The organism is Saccharothrix carnea, assembly GCF_003014735.1.
Classification (GTDB): Bacteria; Actinomycetota; Actinomycetes; order Mycobacteriales; family Pseudonocardiaceae; genus Actinosynnema; species Actinosynnema carneum.
Genome location: NZ_PYAX01000020.1, coordinates 1 through 17,401, shown reverse-complemented (window position 1 = coordinate 17,401; position 17,401 = coordinate 1). Strand labels below are relative to the sequence as shown.

Below are 17,401 nucleotides of genomic sequence, written 5' to 3'. Positions count from 1 at the left end.
ACCCCCGCCATCCGGTGTCCGAGTCGCTTGCACTGGAGGATTTCCGGCACGCCGTCCTCGATGAGCCACGTCTTGTGCGTGTGACGTCGATCATGGAAGTGCAGACCGGGATATCGCAGGCCATCGACGAGATCACCCGGACCTTCGACCTCTCCGCCGGAGAACGAGCGTTCCTGCTCTCCGCCGACCGCGGACAGGGCCTGCTGTCGGCAGGTACGCAGCGGGTGGCGTTCCAGAGCATCGCATCCCCGACCGAGCACTACCTGGCCACCACGTCCCCGGAGTTCCTCGCATCTCTACCAGATCCGGAGTCGAACCTCGAGTGGGTGGACCTGTGATGCGGGTACCGGTGTCCGGAGTTCCCGCTACTCCGGGTTGTTCTGTCTCATGTGGACTTGGTACCGCGGGGCTGGAACCCGCCGCACGTTTCTGCCGTGTCGCGCGGGTCCTTGGTCCTCATGGTGGCCACGATGTGGTCGGCCTGGGTCTGTGCTGGTTGCTCGGTGACGGGGAAGCGGAGCCGGTACTGCGTGTGCTCCAGGGGGTGGCCGTGCTGCTCCTCGTACTGCCGTATCGCCGCGCGGGGCGGGCAGGTGAACACGACCTCGACCTCGGAGCGCCGGGCGGGCAGCGAGCCGGTGAAGTCGAGACTGCAGTTCCACTGCTGCATCACCTCGGGCTCGCCGAGCAGCGCGGCGTTGACGAGGCGGGCGATGGTACGACCCGGCCACTCCCAGGTTCGGTCCTGTCGGGCGCGCAGAAGTTCGGTTTCGTACTGCCGTACGTCGAAGCGGTACTCGCCGAGCGGGACGTGGCCGGTGTCGGGGTTGTGCCACCGGTCCCAGACGATCTGGTCGTCCTCGCGGCGCACGTGGACGTCGATGCAGCCGCAGCATCCCCAGGTGCACGTTGCCTCGGCGACGCGGACGGTGGTCGGTCCGTGCAGGGCCAGCAGCGGGCTGTCGACGGTGAGCAGCCGGTCGGGATCTTCGCCGGGGCCTTTGTCGAACACCCGGCTGATGACGTCCTCGCCATCGATGTGGAACCGCAGTTCGAGCTGATCCCACGGGGATTCACCGGGAGACAGTACGACGACGGTCAGTCGATTCGGCACCTGGTCACTGTAGTCGGAGTCCTTTGGGTTCCGACCAGCAGTTATCGGCCGCAAGGGCACCAGGAGCCACTACAGCTGCAACCTCCAGGATGGGCGACCCTGCCGAACTCGCCGCCCACGCCGACACCGGCGAGACAGGCGACGCTGCCTTCGTCGACCTGGGCTCCGACGGGAACGACTGCCAGGCCGCTGGGACGAGTTCGGCTCTGGCGCCGACGAGATCCACCTCGATGCCGCCTGACCCGTCGCGCTCCCCTGGTGTCGTCTGCGCCTTGAGGACACCTTCCGTGGAGGGACTCGTTCGTGTTGCCTCGAACACCCGCCTGGGTACCGACCGCTCCCGATCGTGATCGGCCGGCGGTGGTGGGCACGGCACTGCCACCAGCTGCTGCTGGCCGACGCCCGTCAGGTCACCGTGCTCGCCCCGCCCACCGTCGATCCCTCAACCTCCTCTACCCCATCGAGGACATGCTCGCCGAAGCCCGCAGCTTCCGCGTCGCCATGACCCTGGCCCACCAACACCTCGGCCAACTCCCCCGCGAACAACGCGCAGGCATGTCCACCAACGCCCGCAGCAAGATCTTCCTCAACGCGAGCCCGGAGGACGCACGCGAACTGTCCCGGCACACCGCACCACGGCTGTCCGACCACGACCTCGGCCACCTCGGCGTATACCACGCCGCCGCCCGCTTGGTCCTGCACGGCGAAGAAGCCCAGCCCTTCACCATGCTCACCCGGCCACTCCCGCCCGCCGTAGCCGGCCGCGCCCGGGAGATCCGCGCCGTAGCCCGCCGCACGGCACGGACTCGCACGACCAAGGCCATTACCGGTGACAGCCCTCAGCCCGTCAACACCCGGCCTTCGCGAGGCGCGTCGAGTCCGTCTCGACCTGTAGAGCGGATCGAGCCCGTCACGCGCCCACGCAGCGCCGACCCCCGCCGCAACGGCTGACCTCACCCCTCTCGCCCACCCCGCCCCGGCGTGCCTCGCGCCCAGGCGGCTTCACTCGCCACCGAGGACGGCCTGGACGTCAAGGAACTCGGCTACCGGCACGACCGGGTCTTCGGCATCGCCCAAGCCTGCGGCTGTGGCACGACGGCAACCGACACATCGAGTGGTTCCTCGAGTACGACTTCGGCACCGAGGTGCTGGCCAAGCGCGCCGGGAAACTGGCCGGCTACGCCGCGCTCGCCCAGGCCACCGGCATCACGACGCCGCTGCTGGTGTGGCTGCCGACCTCACGACGCGAAGTGGCAACTGGGCGAATGCCTGCCGGAGCGTCGGCCGATACCCTGGAAGAGCACCGCCACCGTTCACCCGACCAGGGGAGCTTTCATTGGCGCGCTTGCGTTTTCTCGCTCACGCTACCGGTGCCGTGGTGCTGACGGCCGTCTTGTCCGCCGCCGTGCTCACCGGGACTGCCAGTGCGTGCAGCTGTCTGCCCTATGACACCGAACCACAGCGCTACGCACGGGCCGATCACGTGTTCAGCGGCCACGTGTCCGCGTCCACCGTGCTGGAGCGCGGCAAGCCCGACTACGTCTGGGACGACCTGCGCGCGTACACCGTGCAGGTCGACCAGGAGTACAAGGGCGACGTGCCGGCGACCGTGACCGTGACGACGAACTACGCCGGGTCGATGTGCGGACTCTCGCTCTACGTCGGCGAGTCGTACCTGGTGTTCGCGTTCGGCGACTCCACCGGCGGCGAGGTGTCGTCCCACTACTGCTCCGGCACCCGCCCGGCAAACGCCGGCCCGCCCGTGACGACCACGGCGATGGCCGCCCCGGCCGCGGCACCCGCCTGCACCGCCGCCGCTGCCTGACCGCCCCCGGACCGGATGTGGGTGGCCGCCACCACCCACATCCGGACACGCGTCGCGGCGCCTCGGTGGCACCCGTTCACAGCTGACGACGACCTCGCTCCCGCAATCGAGCGCGGAGCACCGCGTACCGGGCCCCGGTGCCCAAGCGCCGCTCCCACCGAGCCCGGACGCCACCTTGCCGGGCGGCGTGGCGGCTGCGGCCGATGACAGACCGTGGACGTACTCGGGTTGGTCACCTCTCTCGGCGGTGGGTGCCGCAGCGATCCTGGCCGAGACCTGCGACCCACGTCGGTTCACCACCACCCGCGCGCTGGTCGAACATGCCGGCCTGGCACCTCGCGAGAAGTCCTCCGGAATGTTCACCGGCCGGGCGGAACTCACCGGACAGGCCCGCCCCGGCCTCCGGCTCGCGGCATGGCGCACCGTCTGGGGAGCACATCGGGCCAACCCGGTCCACGCCGCCCGCTACCGCCACCTGAACACCCGCACCGCCTTAGGCTCACCCGACCCAGGCCCAGGCCGTCATCGCCGCCGTCCTGCAGCACCTGCACGCCGTCATCACCACCGGCAGGCGATGGAACCCTGACATCGCCACCCACGGCACGACACCGATCGCACGCACCCCTCCGCCGCCTGGATACCGCGCCTGCGGACTCGAGCAGGGCCGGGCAAGCCCCACGCGGCATGGCGACACACACGGGTGATCTCGACGCTCATCACGGGCACGCCCCGGACCGGGCGGCCCGCGCCGCGGCCGACGCGGACCTGGCCGCGCGCATCCGGGTGATCCACCGCGAGTCGGCGGGCACCTACGGCGTCCCGCGGATCACCGCCGAACTGCACGACACCGGACACGAGGTCAACCACAAGCGCGTCGCCCGCGTGATGCGCGGCATCGGCCTGGCCGGGCTGCGGCTGCGCCGCCGGCACCGCACCACCACGGCCGGCCCTACCGCGGTCAAGGCCCCGGACCTGCTCGGACGCGACTTCACCGCCCAGGAGCCCAACACCCGCTACGTCGGAGACATCACCTACCCGCCCATCGCCGACGGCACCTTCCTCTACCTCGCGACCGTGATGGACCTGTGCTCGCGCCGGCTGGTCGGCTGGGCCGTCGCCGACCACATGCGCGTCGACCTGGTCCTCGACGCCCTGCACGCGGCGCAGCGGACACGGGGCAGCCTGGCCGGGGCGATCTTCCACAGCGACCACGGAGCCCAAGGCGAGTTCAACTGGTCGCCACCTCACTCTGGACGCGCTCGACCTCGACGAGGCGCGTGCGCTGTTGACCCGGCGGTTGGGCGAGGCACGAACCGCCGCTGAACCCGGTGTGGTCGACGAGGTGATCCGGCTGTGCGGCGGGTTTCCGCTGGCGTTGGGCATCATCGCGGCCCGAGCCCAGGCCCAGTCCCACGTGCCGTTGAGGGAAGTTCGTCGCAGAGCTCTGCGGTCTCGGTCTGGCGGCGTTGGACGACGACGATCCTGCGGCCGGCCTGCCGACCGTGTTGTCCTGGTCCTACCGGGCGCTGACCGTGCAACAGCGGAGCTGACCGGGCTCATCCCGCACGACGTCACTCGATCCACGCGGCGGCTTCAGCGGAACAGTATGCGGTCGAGTGCGGCGATGAAGGTTTCGCGGTCGGTGGATGTCGGGGCGCGCCAGGCGATGAAGCCGTCCGGGCGGATGAGGATGGCGCCGCCGTCGAGGCGGTAGTGGCGGGCGGCGGGGTCGGTCCGGTTGTGCGACGGGTGGCCGATGCGGCAGTGGCCGATGTTGATTCCGGTGCGTGCGGCGGCCTCGGCTGCGATTCCGGCCCAATCGGTGTCGGTGGTGTCGGTCAGGAGGGTGAAGTCCCGGCCCATGAGGTCGACGGGAGACAGAGGTTTCCCCCGGTGCTCCAGCAGTACGTGCGGTGCCCGGGTGCCCGGGGCCCCGGAAGGGTGGTCGGGGTCCTCGACGAGGTCGGGGGTGGCACCGTTCGGCGAGATGGCGCCCGCGGGATAGGTGTAGCCGAACATCGTCATCCGTTGACCGCGGGCGCTCTCGCGGGCGTCACCGGAGCGGCCGTTCACCAGACCGTACCGGTCGACCGTCAACCGGGTCGTGTGCCGGGCAACCGGTAGGCGTTCGGTTTCGTAACTGGTCAGCAGTCCCGGCCCCGCCAGGTCCCGGTGGTGGAGGGCGATCTTCCACGCGAGGTTGAAAGCGTCCTGGACACCGGTGGCCACGCCGAACGTGCCGACCGGCGGCATGGTGTGGGCGGCGTCGCCGGCGATGAAGACACGACCGGTGCACATCCGGTGGCTGACCCGCCCGGCGATCTCCCACGGCGTCTCGGACACCCGCTCGATCACGAGCGGCAGGTCGTCCACTCCGATCGCCGCCCGGAGCAACTGGACGCACCGGGTCTCGGTGATGGCGCCGTCCTCGCCGGGTGCCAGGGAGATCGCGAACCTCCAGCGCTTCACACCGTCGACCGAGGTGAGGAAACCCTGCACGGCGGGGTTGCGCACGGTCAGTGCGACGATCTTCCGGCCTCGCAGGACTTCGCGCAGGTCGGCGTCGAAGTAGACGTTCACCTTGCGGGCGAGCGTCCCGGTGTCGTCGTGGCCGATGTCGAGCATGCGCCGCAGCGGGCTGTGCGCTCCGTCCGCGGCAACGAGGTAGTCGGCGCGCACCCGCTGTTCGTGCCCGGTGCGGTGGGAGCGCAGGAACGCTTCGACACCGTTCGGCCGGTTCGTCACCGCCACGGCCTCGGTGTTGTAGCGCACGTCCACGCCGTCGGAGGCGGCGCGGTCGCGCAGCAGCGGCTCCAGCTGGTTCTGGTCGATGGCTGCCCAGTCGCACGGGCTCAGCGCGCCGGTGTCGGTGCCCAGGCGGTCGGGCAGCCGCGTGAGTTCCGGTCCGGCCACGGTCCGGGCGTGTGCGACGACGCCGTGGTCGGCGATCGGCGATCGCACCTGTCGGATGGCTTCTTCGAGGTCCACGGCGCGGTAGAGCTCCATGGTGCGCGGGTTGAGCGCCCGTGCCCTCGGGTCGGCCAACGGCTGCTCGCGACGCTCCACGAGCATGGTCGGCACACCGTGCCAGGCGAGGAACACCGCGGCGGACAGTCCGGTCACGCCGCCGCCCGCGATCAGCACGGGGACGTGGCCGCCGGTGGTGTGCCGGTCAGCCATGGCGTTCCCACCGGTAGAACTCGTGCGCCATGGCGTCTTTGGGCTCGCGCCACGTTGCGGGGTCGTACGGGGTGACGAACGGGCGCAGGTCCTCGCTGATGCGCGTGAACCTCGGGTCGTGGCGGTGCTCGGCCACGGCCTCGTCGAGCGGCCCGTCGCTCTCCACCAGGTGCAGGTACAGCTCACCGAACCGGAACAGGGTCCGTGCGCGCACGCCGAGCGCGTCGGGCAGGCCGGAGTGGTGGTCGGCATCGGTGAACACCGCAGCGATCTTGCCGGCGGTGTCGGGGAGCATGCGGGCGACGATCAGGGTGCGGTGCACGCCAACTCCTCGACCTTCTGCTTGATCAGTGCCATCTGGATACGGCTGTTGTCGTTGATGTGGCGGGTCATGGCCTCGTCGTCGACAGGCGCGTGAGGCTTCATCGCGAAGTCCTGCACCCAGCGCATCCGCACGCCCGCGTCGAGCTGCTCGTAGGTCCACCGGATGTTCATCCGCTCGAACGGGCCCGTGGTGATCCTGCGGGCGGTGACCGTCCTGGTGGTGGGGTCGGCGACGCGCTCGGACACCCAGGTCCACTCGTTGCCGTCGGCGTCCGGGTGCATGGTGAGCCGGAAGACCACGCGGTCGCCGTCGCGTTCCAGCACCTGCACCGAGGCGTACTCGCTGAACAGGTTCGGCCAGTTCTCCACGTCGTTGGTGCGTTCCCACACCAGGTCGATCGGTGCGGCGATGACGATCTCGTTCTCGGTGTGCCCGGTCATCTCAAGCCCTCCCGGTCAGCAGGGACAGCAGTTCGCGCGGTGACCGGTCCGGCTGCATGTCGACGTCGCGGGGCATGCCGTGGTTGCGTTGCAGCTCCCCGAGGACACCCATGAGACCGAGGGAGTCCACGCCGAGGTCGTCGAAGGTGTGGTGCGGATCGGTGACCTGCTCGGCGGTCACGGTGACACCGGTGCACCTGCTGATCAGTGCCGCCAGCTCGTCCGGGGACAGGTGTGCGCTCATGTCACTCGCCTCCTCTGGTGATCGGATCCGGGCGCCGGAGGACCAGCGCCGAGTTGCCGCCGTGCTGTCCGCGGGACAGGACCAGGGCGGAGCGGATGTCGGCTCGACGGGCGGTCCCGGTCACGAGGTCGAGGTCGAACCGGCAGTCGTGGACGCCCGGTGTCGGCGGAACGGCGCCGTGCTCGATGGCCAGGACCGCTGTGGCGACGTCGAGAACGGCCGCACCGGCATAGCAGCGGCCGTATCCGGACTTGGGTGCGGTGACCGGGACCCGGTCGGTGCGGTCGCCGAACAGCAGGCGCAGGGCCTCTGCCTCGGCGGCGTCGGCGCGCTGGTCGGCGAGGGCGTCGAGGAAGACGACGTCCACGTCACCGGCGTCGAGGTCGGAATCGGCCAACGCGGTCTCGGCAGCCCGCAACAAGCCCTCGGCCGACCGGTCGAAGCACCGGGTGCCCGTGTAGGTGGAGCCGTACCCCGCGATGACGGCCCGCGCGTTCGCGCCCCGGTCGGACGCGGCCCGCTCGTCCTCGACCACGAGCATCGCACCGCCCTCGGCCGGTGCGAACCCCGCGGCGTGCGCCGTGAACGGCAGGTACGCGGTGGCCGGGTCCTCGTTCGTGCTGAGCAAGCCCAAGCCGAGCTGGCAGCACATCGAGAACGGGCAGAACGGGGCTTCGGTGCCACCTACCACCATCGCACTCGCGCCCCGGCACAGCTCCCCGTCCGCCACGGCGAAGACGTCCAGGCCACCGGCCTCGTCGGCCACGAGCACACCCGATGGTCCGCGCAGACCGTTGCCGATGGAGACCTGGCCCGTGCTGGCCGCGTAGAACCACGCGATCGACTGGTAGGGACCGACGTGCTCCGGCCCGCCGTCCCACAGCCGTTCGATCTCCCGCTGACCGAACTCCACGCCGCCGGCGTAGCTCGCCGTCACCACGCCGAACCCGAACGGCGGCACGGTGGCCGGGTCGAGCCCGGCGTCGTCCAGCGCCATGGTCGTCGCGGCGACCGCGAAGTGGGTGAACCGATCGGTCTGCACGACCACGCGCGGGTCGACCCACCCGTCCGGCCCGAAACCGCGCACCTCCCCGACCACGCGGACCGGGTACGGGTTGGGCTCGTACCTGCGTACCGTTGCGAGGGCGACGTGCCCGTCCCGCACGGCCGGCCAGAACCGCTCGACCCCGATGCCGCTCGGGGCGATCACCCCCAGTCCGGTCACCACGGCCTTCATGGTCGCCTCACCCCCGTCAGCGCCACCGCGGACTGGAACCCGCCGAACCCGCTGCCGACCGACAGCACCGCGCGCAGGTCCCGTTCCCGGGCGGTGTGCGGCACGTAGTCCAGGTCGCACTCGGGGTCGGGGGTGTCCAGGTTCGCGGTCGGCGGGACGACCCCGTGCACGAGCGCCAGCACGCAGGCCACCAGTTCGATCGAGCCGACGGCGCCCAGCGAGTGGCCGATCATCGACTTGATCGAGCTGACCGGCACCTGGTACGCCCGCGCGCCGAACACCCGCCGGAACGCCGCGGTCTCGTGGCGGTCGTTCTGCCGGGTGCCCGAACCGTGCGCGTTGATGTAGTCCACATCGTCGATCCCGAGGCGGGCCTGTGCCAGGGCGTGCCGGACGGCCTCGGCCATCTCGACGCCCTCCGCGGTCAGGCCGGTCATGTGGTGGGCGTTGCTGCGGGTGGCGAAGCCCGCCACCTCGGCGTGCACCACCGCGCCCCGGCGGCGGGCGTGCGCGGACTCCTCCAGCACCAGCACGGCCGCACCCTCCCCGAGCACGAACCCGTCGCGATCGCGGTCGAACGGGCGCGCGGCGTGCTCCGGGTCGTGGTTGCGGGTGGACGTGGCGCGGATGGCGTCGAAGCAGGCCACCGCGATCGGCGAGATCGGCGACTCCGACGCGCCCGCGATCACCACGTCGGCGCGTCCCTCCTCGATGAGGCGAGCGGCGTGGCCGACGGCGTCCAGCCCGGCGGTGCACCCGGTGGACACCGTGCGCACGGCTCCACGAGCGCCGACCCGGTCGGCCACCTCTGCGGCCAGCGAGGCCGGCGACAGAGCGCGGCACAGGAACGGTGACGCCAGCGAGGCGTCGACCAACCACTCGCGGCCGGCGTGCGAGGTGGCCACGTAGTCGCGTTCCAGCCGCGTCGTGCCGCCCACCGCGGAGCCCATGCACACGCTCAACCGCCACGGGTCGGCGACGTCGAGCTCCGCCTGGCGCCACGCCTCGTCCGCGGCCGCGACGGCGAACTGGACGTAGCGGTCCATGCGCGCGACCTCGGCCGGGCCGAGTCCTGCGGCGGCGGCGTCGAAGTCGCACTCGGCGGCGATCCTGGACCGGAACCCCTCCGCGTCGAACAGGCTGATCGGCCGGGTGGCGGTGCGGCCCGACGTCAGCAGTTCCCAGAACGCCTTCACCCCCTTACCACCCGGTGCCACCACACCCAAGCCCGTGACGGCCACCCGGCGCCTCACGGCACCGCCTCCGTGTCCACGTGCCCCAACTCCGGCCGGGGCGCGAGCGGGGACAGGTGGAACACCACCCGGACAGTGCCGCGAGTGGTGTTGCGCACCCGGTGGCGGACCCCGATCGGGATGAACAACGCCTGGTCGGCGGCAACCGTGTACGGCACGCCGTCGAGGTCCACCGCGACCTCGCCCCGCACCACGTACAGGAACTCCTCCGAGTACGGGTGGTAGTGCTCGTTCACCTGCTCATCGCGCTCCAGCAGCAGCACGCCCAGGAATCCGCTGGTCGCATCGACCGTCGCCGGACCCAGCAGGACCCGGATGTCACCACCCCGCGCCCGGTTGGGCACCGCGTCGCGCGGGCTGACCACGCGATGGAGTTGGCCGGTCATGCCAACACCCCCGCGACGCGGTCGGTCACCAACGTCAGGGGGCGTGCCATGCGCAGCATCGGCGCCAGCTCGGCCACAAGCGGCGCCGCCACCGTCGCGTCGGGCGACTCCAGCAGGTGCACCACCAGGTCACCCCGCCGGAACACCGTGGTGCCACAGCCCGGTGCCGTGTCACGGGCGCCGAGCAGACGGGCCACCTCACGTCCCTGCCGCGGCAGGGCCTGGTAGATCGCCGCGGTGCGGCGCAGGTGGCCCGAGTGCCCGTTGCGGGAGGCGACCACCCGCATCACCGACCTGGCCAGGAACCGCCGGCGACCACTGTGATCGGACAGGTCGCGATCCTCGGTCAGGTGCGGGCGCAGCCGCTCTTCGACCGCCCGGATCTGCGGTTGCCCGGCCAGGTGTCGGACGGCTTGATCGGGCGGGCAGCCGATGTCCACGACGCGGACCACGACCGGCCCGGCCATGAACACCGACGTCCGCTCCAGCAGCGGCCGTGCGGTACCGGGTCCGCCTGCCGGCGGCCGAGAGTAGCCGGACAGGATCTCTGCCACGGCGGCCTCGGATCCGGGCCGCACGGTGAACGTCAACGCGTAGCGGTTCACGACTTCGCCTCCAACCGGTACTCGTCGTGCAACGGTGTCGGTTCCGCTGTGGTGGTGAGGCGGACGTGGTAGCGCAGTGACTCCCTCGCCGTGACCCACGCCATCAGCGGCGCCACGAGCTCGCGATGCCCCGCACCGGCCTCCCACGTGTGGAAGTGCGCCGGAGTCCGCCACTCGCTGGTGATCACCCAGTCGGCCGGATCGTCCTCCGACTGGCACAACTGATCCCCCAGATAACCGTCCACTCGCGCCACGCGATGACGGATCAGCCGGTATTCCCGCAGGAATCGATCCTGCGCCCCGTCTGCCACCCGCACCCGGAAGATGACTCGCAGTCGGGCGGTGCTGTGCCCCGGCCGGGTGTTGTGATGCCCCACTGGAATCACGCCTCCTCCTCGCCGCGAGGGATGACTCGGCCGCACGATTCTTCGGAGGCCGGCACGATCGACCGTCGCACGTCCGTGTGATCGATACGTCGTCATTCACCCATCAGTAGGGTGATCGGGTCCATTGAGGACCGGTCCGCTACCGCGCTCCGAGGCGCCGGGTACGGCCGGGTCTCAGACGGAGTCCTCCTCGGGGTACGAGGCGATCTTGCAGGCCCGCTTCGCGACATCACGGGAGACCCCCTCGTCGGCCAGGATCCGGCGACACTCCCGGACGTCGTCCGACTTGCCCGTCTTGGCGATCTTGCACGCCCTGAGCACGGCGTCGGTCGCTTCGTAGCCGTTCTCCATCACGTGGTCGATGCAGATGCCGGGATCCGCATGAGCCGGGGCCGCGACGAGCGAGGACATCGTGGAGGCCGCGACCAGCGTGCAGGCGACCACCACCGCACGGGCCATCGCTCCGCGAGCCCGCGCCGAACGGGACTGTGGTGACATCGGATCATCCCTCCCTGTCCGTGCCGAGCGCGGTTCCAGACCATTCGTCACGTCCGCGTCGCGGCCTTCTCGACACCCGGGATGCCCGCCGAATCGCGGGCTAGGCCGACACCCCCACCGCGTCCTCCGATCGAGTACCAGAGATCACTCAACCGCGTCACGCTTCCGGCGGACGGGGCGGAGCGTGCCACGGCCTGATGGTTGCCCCGAAGGTCGTGTCAGACCGAGATCGGCCCGGTGGGGTCAGTAGGTGCCGGTGTGGTGTTTGAGGGCCAGGAGCTTGTGGCGGTACATGCGGCAGAGGGCGACCAGGAGGTGGACCTGCTCTCCGGGACCCAGCGGGCGCAGCCGGTCGACGAGGTCGTCGGGGTGCAGGTCGCTGTCGGTGCCCAGGCGCTCGTTGAGGATGTCGCGGGCGAGGCGGTGTTCACGGTCGCCGATGGTCAGCCGATCGACATCACGCAGGTCGTAGGTTTCGGGTAACGGGAAGCGGACAAGCGCCTCGGGATAGCGGGCCGCCATGAGCTGCACGGCGATGTTGACCAGGCGAGCCACCAGCGCCGCCGTCCGGTCGAGGTCGTCGAGCATGACCGCCAGCTCGTTCACCGTCACCGTGTCGGGTTCGAACGCCGGCGGCGCGTCGATGTCGACGTCGAGCCGGTGCAGCGCCAGGGTGATGTTGTCCAGCACGCGTTCCGGATCGACGAACACCTGCTCGGGTCGGTCGGTTTCGACGCTGGCCCGCGGGTGCCACGGGTCGAGGAATTCCCGCACCTCCGCCTCCCCGTAGACGTCGGGGTCGGGTAGGGGTCGTCGCGGACGCGGGGACTGCTCCACCACCTGCCTCCTCCTGCTGATCACCATCGGGTCGCCGCAATGACGCCGCCGGCGGCCGTGCCTGCGGTGCCTCAGCCGGTATACCCGCTACGGACCGGTAGTACGAGAACGGGACTGCGGACCGTCCGCCCGGTGGGAACCGGGCCACCGACCTCCACGAGTCCGCGGCCGACGTCGTACCTGCGGTGAAGCACACTCGACCGCGGCCCACCGGGGTGTGCTCGCGTCCGAGTCGGGCCGAACCCCTGGCGTTCGCCGATGTCGCGGTTGCCTGATCGAGCGGATGACGAGGGGGAACACCGCTCGCGACACGGATCGACCCACCCCACGATCACACTTGCAGGTGTGAGATCCCTGCGAAGTGGGCAATCCGGTGTCGACAACGATCACGCCGCGCCAAGGCGGCGTGGCACGAGGACAAGGAAGCACCGTGGGCATCCTGGGCTGGATCGTTCTGGGTCTCATCGCCGGCGCCATCGCCAAGGCCATCATGCCCGGCAAGGACCCCGGCGGCATCGTCATCACGATGCTGCTCGGCATCGTCGGCGCCATCATCGGCGGCTTCATCGGCCGCGCCATCTTCGGCTCCGACATCGGCAGTTTCTTCGACCTGAGCACCTGGCTGCTGGCCATCCTCGGCTCGCTGATCGTGCTCGGCATCTACCACGTCGTCACCAAGCGGGGCCACCGCGCACACAGCTGACACACGAAACCGCCACAGCGCACGGGCCCGCCGGGCAGTCCACCGGCGGGCCCGACCCGTGTCCGGCATCGGATCCAGCGGAACCCGAGCCGAGCGGCCGGAGCTGACGCCGGCACCGCAGACCTCGACCGGTCAGTCGATTCGACGACGATCAAGTGTTCGAACTCGCGTTGCGGTCGCACGGCACGTCGATCTCCGCCGGACCGACGTCGGTGAGCGGGTCTCGGAACGGGTGCCGATTCTCGGGACCTGGTCGGTCGGGTGGCTGCCCAGCATGACGGGATCCGCATCCTGCGCACGGCGGTGGCCCGAGGCGCCAACCTGGCCCGCGCACCCCGCCGTAGTCCCCGATGAGTGATCCACAGCACCCGTCCGGGCCCCGGACAACCAGACGCCGCCCACCTGGAGTCACGGCGTCGTGGAACGACCGCGATAGCCCAGCGCGACGCACGGTCGGGTGGAGATCGCGTCCACCAGCAGCGGGACAGCGTCCGGGGATCGGCATTCCGCCGGGATCATGCCGGTCTGAGCGCGCGGTGCGGATCGCAGCGAGTCGCACTGCGCGTTGCAATCCGCACCGCGCTACCAGGCCGGGGCGCGAGCGCTGGTTGCTCAACACACCGCGTCGAACCTGGCCGGACCACCCGCAGGGCGGTCCTGCCGTGCTCTGCGCAGATTCCGGCAAATTCGATCTACCCCGACGACGCGTGCTCTACACGCGGATGCCTCGACCGGTCCGCCGAGCGATGAGACCAGCGGAGCCGGCGGTCGGGCGGCCTGCGGATGTGCCGCCGGGCTTCGCGGGCGACCCGGCGCCGGACTCGGTGAGGTCGGCCAACGCGAACGTCGCACCGAGCTCGTCCGCCCCGCCCTCCCACCGGCCTGCACCGTCGCAAGCTTCGCCGGCAGCTGCAGTGGCCGCATCCGGTCGGTGCCGCCCGCACCGGTGCCCGCGTCCCCGGCGGGCACGAGCGCAGCGCCCGACCGGGGTGGATCAGGCTTTGTCGAGGCGAGGGAAGGTGACCTCGCGCAGGATGAGCAGCACCGCGGCGGCGATCGGAATGGCCACCAGTGCGCCGATGACGCCGAGCAACACGCCACCCAGCAGCACGGCGACCACGGTAACCAATGCGGGGACCTTGACCGCCCGGCCGATGATCCTGGGTACGAGCAGGTAGTCCTCCAGCAGTTGGTAGACGACGAAGAACCCGATGGTGGCCAGGCCGACCGGCAGGGACACGGTGAACGCGACCAGCGACACCACCACGGCGCTGAGCGTGGCGCCGACGACGGGGACGAGGTCGAGCAGGGCGACGGTGACGGCCAGCAGCAGCGCGTACGGCACGCCCCACGCCAGCAGCCACACGAAGGTCAGGCCGCCGGCGATCAGGGAGATGGTCAGGTTGCCCAGGACGTAGCCGCCGACCTTGGCGAAGATCTCGTCACCGATCAGGATGGCCCTGGGCCGCCGCGAGTGCGGAACCAGCCGGTAGAGGCCCTGGCGGATGCGGGGCAGGTCGGCCAGGAAGTAGACGGTGAGCACCACGACGATCAGCAGGTCCCCGACGACGCCGAGCACGGCCTGGCCTGCGCCCAGCGCCCCCTCGACCGCCGCCTGGCCGTCAACCAGTCGGCGCAGCTGCTCCTCGACGCCGAAGCGGTCGTTGAGCCGCCCGAGCGCGGAGTTGTCGTCCTGCAACCGTCGCAGGTGTTCGGGCAGGTCGTCGGCGAACGCACCGGCCTGCTCGACGATCACCGGTATCGCGGCGGCGAAGAAGCCGCCGACCAGGCCCAGCACCCCGGCGAATACCGCGGTGACCGCGGCCCACCGCGGCAGGCGGAGGCCGACCAGCCACGAGACCGCCGGTTCCAGACCGATCGCGATGAACCACGCCAACCCGATCAGCACCAACATGTCCTGCGCCGTGACGACGATCTGCCCGAGCAGGTAGGTCGACGCGACCCCGGCCGCGCCGAGCATGCCGACGAAGAACGGCGACCGCCGGTTGAGCGGCTTGCCCGGGCGCCCCAACGGCTGCTGCGGGGTGCTGATCTCCGCCGCCACCGCCTCGGCCTCGGCCACCGGCCCTTCGTCGTCCTCCCGATGAGGCTGGCCCACCAATTCGTGATGCCCCGACACCGACGGTGCTGTGTCATCGTCGCGGCGTGAGAAGTCCATCCGGCCGCCCATCGCACCTCATCCTCTTCTCGAAGCCCCGAACCGGGGCGAGCACCACCTACCCGGCTCGGGGCGAACCCACACCCTGGGCGGTGACACGGGAGCGGCAGCGTCGAATCGCAAACCGGACCGCCGCGGTGCTCGACCGACCCGCGCGGCTTCGCGGCCGGCGGCGGTACGCCGCCGGCCGGCCACGGTTCAGGGTGTCAGGCCAGGTCGCGGTGGGTCAGGCGGGCGGGGGTTCCGGGACGATCAGGTTCCGACCGGCCAGGTACTCGGCGGTGGTGACGTACTCCGCGTTGGCCTGCACCCCGGCGACGGTCAGCTCATAGGGGTGCAGGCTGCGGACGCCCTCGATGACCAGAGCCGGGTGGCGGCGGCTGTCCCACAGACAGGTGACGGGACAGCCGTACGCGGCGTAGGCGTAGCTGCACAGCGCTTCGTAGGACAGGGTCGCTGTCGACGACCAACGCGGTGTGAAGAAACGGCGACGTGGCGGTCCCGCGCTGGTCAGCGGTGTTCATCGGTCTCCAGGTGGTGCGGACCGGCGTAGTCCTCGGCGGGGATGACGACGATCCGCGCCCCCGCCTGCATCCCCGCACAACACCGTGACGTTGTGCGGGGATCGCCGTGCGACAGCGGCTGCCGATTCCGCTCGCTTCAGCCCGGTGTGTTCCCGTTGTCGCGCGCGGGTGAGGCGGTGTCGATGTCCGCGCCGTTGTCGGCCTGGCGTTCGGTGCGGTTGGTGCCGTGCCAGTCCAGGCAGAGCACGGTGGCGTCGTCCTGGAGGTGATCGCCGCAGGCGTGCCGCACCGCTCTGGTCGCCGCCCGCACCACTTCCCGGGGGTGCAGCCCTTCGGTGTCGCGGATCAACGCGGGCAGGTCGAGGTCGGCGGCGTCGCGTTCGAACATGCCGTCGGTGATCAGCACCAGCCGGTCGCCGGGCCGCAGGTCCAGCCGCTGCGCCCGGTACTCGTGCGGCGCGACGCCGAACAGCAGGTCGACCTCCAGCTCAACCGACTCCACCACGCCGTCGCGCAGCCGCAACGGCGTGGGATGGCCCGCGTTGACCAGCTCACCTATGCCGCTGTTCAAGTTCACGCGCAGCAGCAACCCGGTCGCCAGCGACCCGCCGGCGTGGTCCAGCATCGCCTGGTTGGCCTGTCGCGCCTGCCCGGTCAGGTCACGGCCCGCTCGACGCGCCCCGCGCAGCGCGCCGACCAACAGGGTCGCGGTCAGCGCCGAGGCCACGTCGTGACCGACTGCATCGGTCATCGACAAGTGCAGGGTTTCCCGGTCGAGGACGTAGTCGTACGTGTCGCCACCGATGTCGTCGGCGGGCACCAGGGCTCCGGCGACGGTGAACTGACCCGCCTCGCAACAGGACGCCGAGGGCAGCAACTGGTGCTGGATCTCCGCGGCCAGGCTCATCGTCGTGGTGCGGCGACCGGTGTGGTAGAGATCGGTGAAGCGGCGGTCGGTCAGTATGACGTAGGCCAACGCGTGCGCGGCCTCCCCCAACTGCGCCAGCACATCCTCGTCGAGGCTGGGCACGGTCACCTCCAGCACACCGACGCAGTCGCCGCGATTCGTCACCGGCAGCACCACCCGCACCCCGTCGCCGTCCTCCTCCCGCCATGGTCGCTGGGTGCGCAGGACCTCTTCGTAGGCGCTGCCCCGCAGGTCGACACGCTCCGCGTCGCGCCCGTCCGGGTCCTGCGAGGTCGACGTCAGCCGCACCAACTGCTCGTCGACGAGGTCGGTCAGCAGGTACGACACGTCGAAAGCCCCGAACCGCTTGGCCAGGTCACGGGCGACGACCTCGACCGACTCCCCCGGCGGCGCGCTCTCCGCCGCTGCGAGCACGTCACCGGTTCCCACCACGCCACCGTCCACGGCGACCTCCGACCACTCGGTGGTCCACCCAACCACACCGCCCACGTGCCCGAACACAACGAGACCGTCCGTGCTTGCGGTCGGTGCGTTCCCGACCGGACCCGCCGCAGGTCGGGGAACGTGGCCCGGGTGGTGCGTTATGTTGGCCGCCTGGAGGGTGTTGAGCAGTGCAGCATCCCGGTTCCCAGCTCCGCCCGGCTCACCGCCGTCACGCGGAGCGCGGCCTGTCGAGGGGTGCAGCGATGACACGTGACCAGGACGTCTCCGTCCGCACACTGGCTTCCGAGTTGACC

General features: G+C 70.8%; 18 protein-coding genes and 3 pseudogenes. 7 read left to right on the top strand and 14 right to left on the bottom strand.

The annotated features are described in order from the left end of the window. Positions 1–113: 113 nt before the first annotated feature. Positions 114–338, top strand: a pseudogene (locus tag B0I31_RS35625) (conjugal transfer protein TraC); the annotation flags it as partial. A 47-nt stretch (positions 339–385) separates the two neighbouring features. Here the strand turns inward: B0I31_RS35625 and B0I31_RS35620 are convergent. Continuing rightward, on the bottom strand, positions 386–1,174 hold the full coding sequence (locus tag B0I31_RS35620; protein WP_146174074.1) for a hypothetical protein: 789 nt from the start codon (positions 1,172–1,174) through the stop codon (positions 386–388). Positions 1,175–1,555: 381 nt separating this feature from the next. Between B0I31_RS35620 and B0I31_RS35615 the strand changes: the two are divergent. The 5 genes and pseudogenes from B0I31_RS35615 to B0I31_RS35595 all read left to right on the top strand — a co-directional run. Continuing rightward, a pseudogene (locus tag B0I31_RS35615) lies at positions 1,556–2,065 on the top strand (type VI secretion protein); the annotation flags it as partial. A gap of 194 nt (positions 2,066–2,259) precedes the next feature. Further along, positions 2,260–2,499 (top strand): hypothetical protein, encoded by a 240-nt coding sequence (locus B0I31_RS43235; protein WP_483880263.1) that lies wholly within the window; start codon positions 2,260–2,262, stop codon positions 2,497–2,499. Then, complete coding sequence (locus B0I31_RS35605; protein ID WP_181320707.1) at positions 2,493–2,939, top strand: hypothetical protein; 447 nt, start codon at positions 2,493–2,495, stop codon at positions 2,937–2,939. Before B0I31_RS43235 ends, B0I31_RS35605 begins: the two co-directional genes overlap by 7 nt. Before the next feature lie 187 nt (positions 2,940–3,126). Beyond that, positions 3,127–3,525 (top strand): transposase, encoded by a 399-nt coding sequence (locus B0I31_RS43180; RefSeq protein ID WP_425444463.1) that lies wholly within the window; start codon positions 3,127–3,129, stop codon positions 3,523–3,525. 140 nt (positions 3,526–3,665) lie between these two features. Further along, positions 3,666–4,157, top strand: a pseudogene (locus B0I31_RS35595) (IS3 family transposase); the annotation flags it as partial. A 375-nt stretch (positions 4,158–4,532) separates the two neighbouring features. Here the strand turns inward: B0I31_RS35595 and B0I31_RS35590 are convergent. The 11 genes from B0I31_RS35590 to B0I31_RS35540 all read right to left on the bottom strand — a co-directional run bounded on the left by B0I31_RS35590 (position 4,533) and on the right by B0I31_RS35540 (position 12,330). Beyond that, positions 4,533–6,119, bottom strand: a complete 1,587-nt coding sequence (locus tag B0I31_RS35590; RefSeq protein ID WP_106619815.1) for an FAD-dependent monooxygenase — start codon at positions 6,117–6,119, stop codon at positions 4,533–4,535. Continuing rightward, a complete protein-coding gene (locus B0I31_RS35585) occupies positions 6,112–6,441 on the bottom strand; it encodes a TcmI family type II polyketide cyclase (RefSeq protein WP_106619814.1) in 330 nt (109 codons plus the stop codon). The genes B0I31_RS35590 and B0I31_RS35585 overlap by 8 nt, the downstream gene beginning before the upstream one ends. Beyond that, positions 6,426–6,884 (bottom strand): SRPBCC family protein, encoded by a 459-nt coding sequence (locus B0I31_RS35580; RefSeq protein WP_106619813.1) that lies wholly within the window; start codon positions 6,882–6,884, stop codon positions 6,426–6,428. Before B0I31_RS35580 ends, B0I31_RS35585 begins: the two co-directional genes overlap by 16 nt. Position 6,885: 1 nt before the next feature. Continuing rightward, the gene (locus B0I31_RS35575; protein ID WP_106619812.1) at positions 6,886–7,128 is read right to left on the bottom strand and encodes an acyl carrier protein; all 243 of its coding nucleotides are present in this window, start codon (positions 7,126–7,128) and stop codon (positions 6,886–6,888) included. A gap of 1 nt (position 7,129) precedes the next feature. Continuing rightward, positions 7,130–8,365 carry a beta-ketoacyl synthase N-terminal-like domain-containing protein gene (locus B0I31_RS35570; RefSeq protein WP_106619811.1) on the bottom strand — a complete coding sequence of 412 codons (1,236 nt, stop codon included), beginning with the start codon at positions 8,363–8,365 and terminating at the stop codon, positions 7,130–7,132. Further along, a complete protein-coding gene (locus B0I31_RS35565; protein ID WP_106619810.1) occupies positions 8,362–9,618 on the bottom strand; it encodes a beta-ketoacyl-[acyl-carrier-protein] synthase family protein in 1,257 nt (418 codons plus the stop codon). Before B0I31_RS35565 ends, B0I31_RS35570 begins: the two co-directional genes overlap by 4 nt. Further along, entirely contained in the window at positions 9,615–10,004 is a 390-nt protein-coding gene (locus B0I31_RS35560; RefSeq protein ID WP_106619809.1) for a cupin domain-containing protein, read from the bottom strand. Before B0I31_RS35560 ends, B0I31_RS35565 begins: the two co-directional genes overlap by 4 nt. After that, positions 10,001–10,609 (bottom strand): SchA/CurD-like domain-containing protein, encoded by a 609-nt coding sequence (locus B0I31_RS35555; RefSeq protein WP_181320704.1) that lies wholly within the window; start codon positions 10,607–10,609, stop codon positions 10,001–10,003. Before B0I31_RS35555 ends, B0I31_RS35560 begins: the two co-directional genes overlap by 4 nt. After that, positions 10,606–11,091, bottom strand: a complete 486-nt coding sequence (locus B0I31_RS35550; RefSeq protein ID WP_106619807.1) for an antibiotic biosynthesis monooxygenase family protein — start codon at positions 11,089–11,091, stop codon at positions 10,606–10,608. The genes B0I31_RS35555 and B0I31_RS35550 overlap by 4 nt, the downstream gene beginning before the upstream one ends. Positions 11,092–11,169: 78 nt before the next feature. Beyond that, positions 11,170–11,493: a hypothetical protein gene (locus B0I31_RS35545; RefSeq protein WP_146174073.1), complete on the bottom strand. Its 324-nt coding sequence runs from the start codon at positions 11,491–11,493 to the stop codon at positions 11,170–11,172. A gap of 243 nt (positions 11,494–11,736) precedes the next feature. Beyond that, positions 11,737–12,330, bottom strand: coding sequence for a hypothetical protein (locus tag B0I31_RS35540; protein WP_146174072.1), 594 nt, complete (start codon positions 12,328–12,330; stop codon positions 11,737–11,739). A gap of 430 nt (positions 12,331–12,760) precedes the next feature. Here B0I31_RS35540 and B0I31_RS35535 point away from each other — a divergent pair, with 430 nt between their 5' ends. Then, on the top strand, positions 12,761–13,033 hold the full coding sequence (locus tag B0I31_RS35535; RefSeq protein WP_106619804.1) for a GlsB/YeaQ/YmgE family stress response membrane protein: 273 nt from the start codon (positions 12,761–12,763) through the stop codon (positions 13,031–13,033). A 994-nt stretch (positions 13,034–14,027) separates the two neighbouring features. Here the strand turns inward: B0I31_RS35535 and B0I31_RS35530 are convergent. Together B0I31_RS35530 and B0I31_RS35525 are read right to left on the bottom strand one after the other, a co-directional pair. Further along, positions 14,028–15,152, bottom strand: a complete 1,125-nt coding sequence (locus B0I31_RS35530) for an AI-2E family transporter (protein ID WP_245950674.1) — start codon at positions 15,150–15,152, stop codon at positions 14,028–14,030. Between the two features lie 720 nt (positions 15,153–15,872). Beyond that, on the bottom strand, positions 15,873–17,153 hold the full coding sequence (locus tag B0I31_RS35525; RefSeq protein ID WP_245950673.1) for a PP2C family protein-serine/threonine phosphatase: 1,281 nt from the start codon (positions 17,151–17,153) through the stop codon (positions 15,873–15,875). Positions 17,154–17,401: the final 248 nt, after the last annotated feature.